At 57.3% G+C, this 9881-nt stretch carries 10 protein-coding genes; 7 read left to right on the top strand and 3 right to left on the bottom strand.

From position 1 onward, the window contains the following. Positions 1–112: 112 nt before the first annotated feature. On the bottom strand, positions 113–793 hold the full coding sequence (locus tag ACOCD2_RS06605; RefSeq protein ID WP_293646027.1) for a zinc-dependent peptidase: 681 nt from the start codon (positions 791–793) through the stop codon (positions 113–115). 78 nt (positions 794–871) lie between these two features. On the opposite strand from ACOCD2_RS06605, the gene ACOCD2_RS06600 reads away from it, so the two are divergent. The 7 genes from ACOCD2_RS06600 to serS all read left to right on the top strand — a co-directional run bounded on the left by ACOCD2_RS06600 (position 872) and on the right by serS (position 8800). Next, positions 872–2464 (top strand): oleate hydratase, encoded by a 1593-nt coding sequence (locus ACOCD2_RS06600; protein ID WP_305800207.1) that lies wholly within the window; start codon positions 872–874, stop codon positions 2462–2464. A gap of 93 nt (positions 2465–2557) precedes the next feature. Next, positions 2558–4858 (top strand): DNA translocase FtsK, encoded by a 2301-nt coding sequence (locus ACOCD2_RS06595; protein ID WP_293646033.1) that lies wholly within the window; start codon positions 2558–2560, stop codon positions 4856–4858. A 9-nt stretch (positions 4859–4867) separates the two neighbouring features. After that, positions 4868–5479 (top strand): outer membrane lipoprotein chaperone LolA, encoded by a 612-nt coding sequence (gene lolA, locus ACOCD2_RS06590; RefSeq protein ID WP_293646031.1) that lies wholly within the window; start codon positions 4868–4870, stop codon positions 5477–5479. Further along, entirely contained in the window at positions 5476–6810 is a 1335-nt protein-coding gene (locus ACOCD2_RS06585; protein WP_293646023.1) for a replication-associated recombination protein A, read from the top strand. Before lolA ends, ACOCD2_RS06585 begins: the two co-directional genes overlap by 4 nt. Before the next feature lie 31 nt (positions 6811–6841). Continuing rightward, on the top strand, positions 6842–7213 hold the full coding sequence (crcB, locus tag ACOCD2_RS06580; RefSeq protein WP_293646021.1) for a fluoride efflux transporter CrcB: 372 nt from the start codon (positions 6842–6844) through the stop codon (positions 7211–7213). After that, positions 7210–7518 (top strand): DUF190 domain-containing protein, encoded by a 309-nt coding sequence (locus ACOCD2_RS06575; protein WP_293646019.1) that lies wholly within the window; start codon positions 7210–7212, stop codon positions 7516–7518. Before crcB ends, ACOCD2_RS06575 begins: the two co-directional genes overlap by 4 nt. A gap of 1 nt (position 7519) precedes the next feature. After that, positions 7520–8800, top strand: coding sequence for a serine--tRNA ligase (serS, locus tag ACOCD2_RS06570; RefSeq protein WP_293646017.1), 1281 nt, complete (start codon positions 7520–7522; stop codon positions 8798–8800). On the opposite strand, the gene ACOCD2_RS06565 is transcribed toward serS, so the two are convergent. Together ACOCD2_RS06565 and ACOCD2_RS06560 are read right to left on the bottom strand one after the other, a co-directional pair. After that, positions 8793–8978: a hypothetical protein gene (locus ACOCD2_RS06565; protein WP_293646015.1), complete on the bottom strand. Its 186-nt coding sequence runs from the start codon at positions 8976–8978 to the stop codon at positions 8793–8795. The genes serS and ACOCD2_RS06565 overlap by 8 nt on opposite strands. Before the next feature lie 128 nt (positions 8979–9106). Beyond that, positions 9107–9793, bottom strand: a complete 687-nt coding sequence (locus tag ACOCD2_RS06560; protein WP_293646029.1) for a Bax inhibitor-1/YccA family protein — start codon at positions 9791–9793, stop codon at positions 9107–9109. Positions 9794–9881 lie beyond the last annotated feature (88 nt).

The raw sequence follows: 9881 nt of genomic DNA, 5'->3' as shown, positions 1-9881 counted from the left end.
CTATTGCCGCATCTCCAGTTACCTGCAGACCATGGCAAATCAGGGATACAATCCGCTGGTCGCCATTCAAATGGCCTTTTCGGGACAGCTCTATGCTGATAGGGGTGAGTAGTTACAAAAAATATTCACTGAGTACGGCAAAGAACTCTGCGGGGCTGGTGGCAGCATAGGGATTGATGCTTTGTTTTCTCTTGTACAACTGCTGTTGCAGATGTTCATAGGCAGTGCTGAGAGTCTTGCTCCATTTCTCCACGGGCATGTCAGGATGCAGAGGCGGCATACCGTTGACCCGTCCGTTCAGCGCATCCAGCTTGTGAGCGAATTCGTGAATGATGACATGACTGCCGGGGTGACGCCGGTAACTGTCCCGTTCGACATCGTCCCAGGAAAGGATCAGAGGGCCATTCTGCCAGGATTCGCCGCTGAGGGGTGATGCCTGTTCGTGAGAGATGCCGAATTCATCGGTTACCGTGCGTTGCACCTTTAAGGCGCCGGGATACACGATCAGTTCTTTCCAGCCCTTGAAGCTGGAAAAATCCAGTTCCAGGATCATCAGGCAGGCCTGGCTGGCGATCACCGCACGCATTTCCAGTGTCATCTCCAGGCCCTGTACGCCATGAATGGCCTTTTCATGCAACAAAAGCGTGGTGAGTTCGCGCAGTTCAACCGCTTCCCGGGTACTCAGGTTGTGCAGCAGAAAGAGCTGCTTACGCAGCCGCCGCCAGAGATGATCAGGCAGCCCGTGGTGGCGCAGGGTTTTCAGGGTTCGGTATCGCCGCAATCGTGACAGCATGGGAAGGCCCGGGTTGAGCGGTAGAATGGATGCATTATACTCGGGTACTCCCAATTGATGGAAAGAGGAATGGCACAAATGGAAAAGCGCGACGCAAACAAGGCAAATATCTATCTGGTGGGCAGCGGCATCGCTTCTCTGGCCAGCGCGGTCTACCTGGTGAAGGATGCCGGTGTGGAAGGAAACAGGATTCATGTCATGGAACAGCGGGACATCGCCGGCGGCGCGCTGGACGGTTCCGGCGAGGAATCGGAAGGTTACCTCATCCGCGGCGGGCGCATGCACGAGGATCACTATGTCTGCTACTGGGATCTGCTGTCCCATATCCCCTCTCTGGAAGATCCTGAGGTATCGGTCACCGATGAGTGCAAGGCCTTCAACGTAAAGTATGTTTCCAATGCCAGGGCCCGCCTGATGCGTGCTGGCGAGATCATGGATGTGTCATCCTATGGCCTGAGCAAGGGGGATCAGGCGGCCATGCTGAAACTGTGGTTCGCGCCGGAGATCATCCTGGGTGACAAGCGTATCGAGGACTGGTTCTCGGAGCATTTCTTCGAAACCAATTTCTGGCTGCTGTGGACCAGCATGTTTGCCTTTCAGAAATGGAGCAGCCTGGCGGAGATGCGCCGCTATTTCATTCGTTTCATTCACTTGCTGCCGGGTATGAACAGGCTGGAGAAGATCCTGCGCACCAAATACAACCAGTATGATTCCGTGGTGCTGCCGCTGCGCCGCTGGCTGGAAGACAAGGGGGTGCAATTCGAGATGCGCCACCAGGTCATCGATATCGAATTCGACCCGGCCGCCGACAGCAAGCGGGCCAGGGTCATCCACTATCTCGTGGAGGGTGAAGAAAAGCAGATCATGCTGGATGAAGAGGACTGCGTGTTCATCACCAACGGCTCTATCGTGGAGTCGGCGGATACCGGGTCCATGGATGCGCCGCCGGTGTTGTACGGAAAGGCAGAATCCGGCGCCTGGAAACTGTGGGAGAAGATAGCGGCACAGCATGAGGATTTCGGCAATCCCGGTGTGTTCTGTAACAACGTGGATCTGCAGAAATGGGAATCTTTCACGATCACCCTCAGGGATTCGGTATTCCACGATCACATGGAGAAATTCACCGGCAATGTTTCCGGTACCGGCGGCCTGGTGACCTTTACTGATTCCAACTGGCTTATGTCCATCGTCATTGCGGCGCAGCCCCATTTCGCCAATCAGCCGGACGAGGTGAAAGTCTTCTGGGGTTATGGTCTCTACCCGGATCGCGAAGGCAATCATGTAAAGAAAAAAATGTCCGAATGCTCCGGACGGGAGATCCTGGAGGAGCTTTGGCATCACCTGAAGATTGCGGATCTGATGCAACCCGTGGTGGATGCCGGCAAGGTGATCTGTCTGCCGGTGATGATGCCTTTCATCGACAGCCTGTTCATGCCGAGGAAGCCGGGCGACCGTCCCAGGGTATTGCCCGATGGCGCCCGCAACTTTGCCTTCCTGGGGCAGTTTGCCGAGGTGCCTCACGATTGTGTATTCACCGTTGAGTATTCCGTACGTTGCGCGCAAATGGCTGTTTATGGCCTGTTCGACACCGGTAAGAAACCCTTGCCAATCTACCAGGGGCATCACGATCCCGTGGTGCTGGCCAACGCGGTGCAGGCCCTGAACCGCTGATGCCATCCGGCCTGCGCCTGAAAGGAAAGGACAGGTCAGCAATACCTCTGGCCGGAATATCTGCTAAAATACTCTAGAATTTTTCCATAACATATTGATTTTATAAAAACTACTGTGCATCAAACCCTAAGTAAACGTTTGAAAGAGGGAGCCTTTCTGCTGCTTCTTGCGATCAGCGCGTATTTCTTCCTGTCCCTCCTCACGTTTTCACCGGAAGATCCGGGCTGGTCTTTTGTGGGTGCAAGAGAAACGCCCAGGAACATGGGAGGGCCTGCGGGTGCCTGGTTTGCCAGCGTTCTGCTCACCCTGTTCGGCTATCTCGCCTATCTGGTGCCGATCATCATTCTGTGGAGTGGCTGGCTGCTGTTTCGTGACCGGCAGGACAGCAAGGAGGTGGATTATCAGCTTCTGATCTTCCGCTGGCTGGGTTTTTTCATCACCCTGATGGCAGGAAGCGGGCTTGCCACCATGCATATCAGCATGCAGACCAGCCTGCCCGAAGGACCCGGTGGCATTCTGGGTCAGGCACTGCAGTCCATGCTGGTGGGGGTGGTCAGTTCCGCAGGCGGCAGCCTGTTTCTGCTGGCCCTGTTCCTTATCGGCTTTACCCTGTTCAGCGGTATATCCTGGCTTGCGGTGATGGATGGTATCGGCGGACTGGTTCTCAATGGTTTCCGTCGCCTGACCCGGTCCTTTGTAGAGAGGAAAAGTGAAGCCAAGACCGCCAAACAAATGCGGCAGGCGCGTTCCGATTCACTGAAAAAAGAACAGAAACGTATCAGGGAACGCAAGCCGCCGAAGATCGAGCCGGAAGTGACCAAGGTTGTTCCCAGCATACGGGTCGAGAAAGAAAAGCAGATGACCCTGATAGAGCCGGAGCCCAATTCAGAGCTGCCTGCGCTGTCCCTGCTGGATGAACCCAGGCACACCGAGCATGGCTATTCGGAAGAGGCCCTGGAAGCCCTTTCCCGCCTGGTGGAGCGCAAACTGGAGGATTTCCGCATTGCCGTGGAAGTGGTGGCGGTGCATCCCGGTCCGGTGGTCACCCTGTTTGAACTGCAACTGGCGCCGGGCACCAAGGCAAGCAAGATCAGCAACCTGTCCAAGGACCTGGCGCGCTCCCTGTCGGTGATTTCCGTGCGGGTGGTGGAGGTGATACCCGGCAAGCCCACCATCGGCCTGGAGATTCCCAACGAGCACCGGGAAATGGTGTATCTGAGCGAGGTGCTGTGTTCGGAAGCCTACGACCATTCCCGGTCGCCACTGACGCTGGTGCTGGGCAAGGATATTTCCGGTGGTCCGGTGGTTGCAGACCTGGCGAAGATGCCCCATGCGCTGATCGCGGGCACGACAGGTTCGGGCAAGTCGGTCGCCATCAACGCCATGATCCTGAGTCTGCTGTACAAGGCCAGGGCAGACGAAGTGCGCCTCATCATGGTGGATCCGAAGATGCTGGAACTGTCCGTCTACGAAGGCATTCCCCATCTGCTTACCCCGGTGGTGACAGATATGAAGGAAGCGGCCAATGCCCTGCGCTGGTGCGTGGGCGAGATGGAACGCCGTTATCGCCTCATGGCCGCCCTGGGTGTGCGTGGTATCGGCGGCTACAACAAGAAGATCAGGGATGCAGAAAAGGCGGGTGAGCCCATTCCCGATCCCCTTTGGAAACCCGATCCGACCGGTCTGACGGAAAATGAGTCGGAGACTGCGCCTGATCTGACGCACATGCCCTATATCGTCGTGGTCATCGATGAACTGGCGGACATGATGATGGTGGTGGGCAAGAAGGTGGAAGAGCTCATCGCCCGCCTGGCGCAGAAGGCGCGGGCGGCGGGCATTCACCTGCTGCTGGCCACCCAGCGGCCATCCGTGGATGTCATTACCGGCCTGATCAAGGCGAATATCCCCACCCGGGTGGCTTTCCAGGTTTCCTCACGCATCGATTCACGTACCATCCTCGACCAGATGGGCGCCGAGCACCTGCTGGGGCATGGCGACATGCTCTATCTGCCACCGGGAACCAGCATTCCCCAGCGTACCCACGGTGCATTCGTTTCGGATGAAGAGGTGCATCGTGTGGTGAATTTCCTCAAGGCGGCAGGCCAGGCCAACTACCTGGAGGAAATCCTCCAGGAACCAACCGAGGCCATTCCGGGTCTATCTCCTGAAGCCGCCGGTGTGGATACGGAAGATGCCGATCCCCTGTTCGATGAGGCGGTACAGATCGTCACCCAAAGCCGCCGTGGCTCCATATCCGGCGTGCAGCGACGGCTCAAGATCGGCTATAACCGTGCTGCCCGCATGATCGAGGAAATGGAGCGCATCGGCGTTGTCAGTACACCCGACAGCAAGGGCAACCGGGAAGTGCTGGCGCCACCGCCACCCGAGGACTGACCGTTGCAGATGATAAGAATGCTTTTGTTGCTGATGTTGCTGCTGACCAGCAACACACTGATGGCTGATGTCCGGCAGCAGCTGGAAAGCTTTCTGGATGGCCTCAAGACCCTCAAGGCTGAATTCAGTCAGGAACTCATCAACACCGAAACCGACCAGGTCAGCCACAGCCGTGGTGTTTTCTATCTCTCCCGTCCCGAGCGTTTCCGCTGGGTTTACGAGGGAGAGTACCCGCGTTACATCATTGCCGATGGCAAGACCATCTGGCTGGTCGAGGAAGACATTCAGCAGGTCAGCCAGCGCTCCCAGAAAGCCGCACTGGAAGGCACGCCTGCCAGTCTGTTCGCCAGCGCACTGGATCTGGACAAGGATTTCGAGATCAAGGACCTGGGCCAGCGCATGGGCATGGGATGGCTGAAGCTGATCCCCAAAAAGGAAGACAGTCAGTTTGAACAGATTCTGCTGGCTTTCGAAGGCGATAAACTGGCGCGTATGGAAATGGCGGACCGGTTCGGCCAGGTCAGCCGTTTCGATTTCTTCAATCTGCAGCGCAATCCTCCACTGGATGACAGCCTGTTCAGGTTCGTGCCGCCGCCAGGATACGATATCCTCGATCAATGACCCCGGATGACCTGTTTGCGATGGACGATCTTGCCGGACGCCCCCTGGCCGATCGCATTCGTCCGCGCAGCTTGAGCGAGTACCGCGGGCAGTCTCATATCCTGGGTGAAGGCAAGCCGTTGCAGCTGGCGATAGAGAAGAGCCAGCTCCACTCCATGATCTTTTGGGGACCACCGGGTACGGGCAAGACCACGCTCGCCCGCCTGCTGGCCAATGCTTCCGGATACGCCTTTCATACGCTTTCTGCCGTGCTGGCAGGGGTGAAGGATATCCGCGCGGCAGTGACCCAGGCGCAGCAGACAAAAGCGCAAAACGGGCAGGGTACGGTTCTTTTTATCGACGAAGTTCACCGCTTCAACAAGAGCCAGCAGGACGCCTTCCTTCCTCACGTGGAGAATGGCACTTTCCTGTTCGTGGGCGCCACCACAGAAAATCCTTCTTTCGAACTGAACAATGCCCTGCTGTCCCGGGCGCGCGTGTATGTGCTCAAGTCCCTCACCCAGCCCGAGTTGCTGGAAGTGCTTCACTTCGCCCTGCAGGATACTGAGCGTGGCCTGGGGAAAGAGCAATTGCAGATAGCGGAGGATGACCTGCAGCGTATCGTCCAGGCGGCCGACGGTGATGCCCGCCGCGCGCTGAACCTGCTGGAGAGCGCCGCAGGACTGGCAGAGGAAGGAAAGATCTCTTCGGATGTCATCGCCGAAGTATGCGCCGGCCAGGTACGGCGCTTCGACAAGGGTGGCGAAGTTTTTTACGATCAGATTTCCGCACTGCACAAATCCGTGCGGGGTTCATCCCCAGATGGTGCGCTGTACTGGCTGTGCCGCATGCTCGATGGTGGTTGTGACCCTTTGTACGTTGCACGGCGTGTGGTGCGTATGGCCTCGGAAGATATCGGCAATGCCGATCCCCGAGCCCTGGAGCTGGCGCTGAACGCCTGGCAGGTGCAGGAGCGCCTGGGCAGTCCCGAAGGTGAACTGGCTATCGCCCAGGCCGTTGTGTACATGGCCTGTGCCGCCAAGAGCAATGCCGTGTACATGGCTTTTAAATCTGCCATGCGGGATGCCAGGGAAACCGGCTCACTGGAGGTGCCCATTCATCTGCGCAATGCACCCACGAAACTGATGAAAGAGCTGGGTTACGGCAAGGCTTACCGCTATGCTCACGACGAACCGGAAGCCTATGCTGCGGGTGAGCAATATCTTCCGGACGAACTGCAGGAGGCACGCTACTACAATCCGGTCAGCCGGGGGCTGGAAATCCGCATTGCGGAAAAACTGGCGCATTTGCGGGAACTGGATGCTGCAGCCGGTGATGGCAGTGTAGAATAGGCAGCAGTTTTATCCCGAACCGGAATACAGAATGCAAGCACTTGCCATTGCTGCAGGAGGTGCTCTTGGCGCGTTGATGCGCTACTGGGTATCCACCGCTACATACGCCTGGCTGGGGCGTGGGTTTCCCTGGGGAACCCTGATGGTCAACGTCCTGGGCTCTTTCGCCATGGGAGCACTCTATGTGCTGTTGCTGGATCGCCTGACCAGCGGCCCGGAATTGCGGGCCTTTCTGCTCATCGGCTTTCTCGGCGCGTTCACCACTTTTTCCACCTTTTCCATCGAAACCTTCAACCTGATCGAGGAAGTGCAGATCAGCAAGGCGCTGCTCAATGCGGGCGGCAGCGTTGTTGTCTGCGTAGCTGCGGCCTGGCTGGGTGTCATCCTTGGGAGACAGTTATGACCGATGAAGTGACCATGGTGCGCATTTATTGCACCGAAGGAGAGCACAAGCTCAAGAAGATGCTGAACTATCTGCACAATGAGGAGCATGTGGCGGGAGTGACGGCTTTTCGGGGAGTTGCAGGCTTCGGCCGTTCCGGTAAGATGCACACCGCTTCCCTGCTGGATCTGTCGCTGGATATGCCGGTGGTGATCGAGTTTTTCGATCGTCCGGAAAAGATGGACTCCGTCATCAAGCACCTGAAAACCCTACTCGAACCCGGGCACCTGGTCTATTGGCCTGCCCGCACCAACCTGAGCGACTGACATGCTGGACCCGAAACTGTTACGCAACAATCTGCAGGAAGTGGCCGATACACTGAAGCGGCGGGGTATGGCGCTCGACACGCTGGCCATCGAAAAACTCGAAACCCGGCGCAAGGAACTGCAGGTACGTACGCAGGAGCTGCAGAACGAGCGCAACACCCGTTCGAAATCAATCGGCAAGGCCAAGGCGGCGGGTGAAGACATTCAGCCCCTGCTCGACGAAGTCACCAGCCTCGGTGATGCACTCAAGGACGCCGAGAATGACCGGAAACAGGTGCAGGAACAGCTACGGGATATCCTCATGGGGCTGCCCAACCTGCCGGATGATTCCGTGCCGGATGGAGAGGATGAAGAAGACAACCGCGAAGAGCGTACCTGGGGTGATATTCCTTCTTTTGATTTTGAGCCGAAAGACCATGTGGACCTGGGTGAGGCCGTGGGCGGCCTCGATTTTGCGGCCGCGGCCAAGATTACGGGCTCGCGCTTCACCGTCATGCACGGCAACATGGCGCGTCTGCATCGCGCGCTGACCCAGTTCATGCTGGATCAGCACACCACGGAACACGGTTACCGTGAAACCTATGTGCCCTATATGGTGAATGCGGACAGCATGACCGGCACCGGGCAGCTGCCCAAGTTTGCCGAGGATGCTTTCAGGCTGGAGGGAGAGCAGGACTACTACCTCATTCCCACGGCCGAAGTACCCCTGACCAACCTTTTGCGGGACGAGATTCTCGATGCGGATGCCGTGCCTTTCAAGGTGGTGGCCCACACCCCCTGCTTCCGTTCCGAAGCCGGCGCCTACGGCAAGGACACCCGTGGCATGATCCGCCAGCATCAGTTCGACAAGGTGGAGCTGGTGCAGGCCGTTCGTCCCGGGGATTCCTTCAGGGCGCTGGAGGAACTGACCGCGCATGCGGAAAGCATCCTGCAGAAGCTTGGGCTGGCCTATCGTGTGGTTACGCTTTGCACGGGCGACCTGGGTTTCAGTTCCACCAAAACCTACGACCTGGAGGTCTGGTTGCCGGGGCAGGGCAAGTATCGGGAGATTTCTTCCTGTTCCAACTTCCTGGATTTCCAGGCGCGGCGGATGCAGGCGCGCTGGCGCAACCCGGAAACCGGCAAGCCTGAACTGCTGCATACGGTAAACGGTTCCGGTCTGGCAGTGGGGCGTACCCTGGTTGCAGTGCTGGAGAACTACCAGCAGGCGGACGGCAGTATCGAGGTGCCTGACGTGCTGCGGCCTTACATGGGCGGAATGAAGTTGATTGCTGCTATCTGACCATCATGATCAGCAGGATTACGAAGCCCACTACCAGTAGCAGAGGGATGGCGGCAGCCTGCCAGTCGCCTTTTTTGGCTTTGGGGCCGTTGGTCAGCCAGTGCTTGGCGGCGGGGTAGAGAAAGACCAGCATCAGCACCACGACAACGGCGCTGCCTATTTGTAACCATATATTCATTCGTATCGTCCTTTGTATCTGCATTCCCGAGATGGATGGTCATGGAGAGCCGGCATTCTGTTTTGCCGGTTCCGACCATAAAAAAACCCCGGTATTGAACCGGGGTATTTTTTTTGGGTTTCCCCGGATCAGTCGTCGCCGAAGATGCCGAGAATCTGCAGCAGACTGATGAAAATATTGAAAATCGACAGATACAGACCGTAGGTGGCATGGATATAGTTGGTTTCACCGCCATGCACCATCTGACTGGTCTGAAAAAGGATGAACCCGCTCATCAGCAGTATAAATCCGGAAGCGATAGCCAGTTGCAGCGCCGGAATCTGCAGGAAGATATTGGCCAGTACAGCCACCATCATCACCATCATGCCCGCAAAGATGAATCCGCCCATGAAACTGAAGTCGCGACGGCTGCTGAGGGCGTATCCCGACAGTCCCAGGAAGATGATACCGGTTCCGCCGAGAGCAAGACTCACGGTCTGGGGGCCGTTGGGCATTTGCAGGTACAGACTGATGACGGCGCCCAGTCCGAATCCCATGAGACCGGTGATGGCGAATATCACGCCCAGACCGGCTGTGCTCTCAGCGGTGCGGGGCAGCACGAACATGCCCAGCAGCATGGCAACGATTACCGATGCAGTGTAAGTCCACAGGGGGACGGCCAGATACAAAGAAAGCATAGCCATCATGCCGCTGAAGATCAGCGTGGCTGACAGCAGCAGGTAGGTATTCTTTATGACCTTGTTAGTGGCGAAGGCCCGTTCCGTCGATCGTCCGATAGTACGTTCGGCTCTTCCCCTGATTGAGTGGGCGCCCATCATCTAGTAATCCCATCAGGGTAAAGATCCAACCCGCCGAGATGGAAGTAAATGGCATTGGCAAACCGCTCTTTATTGCGGAAGCCTC

This window comes from Thiolapillus sp., assembly GCF_048562965.1.
GTDB lineage: Bacteria > Pseudomonadota > Gammaproteobacteria > Chromatiales > Chromatiaceae > Thiolapillus > Thiolapillus brandeum_A.
This window is presented reverse-complemented; position numbering and strand designations above follow the sequence as displayed.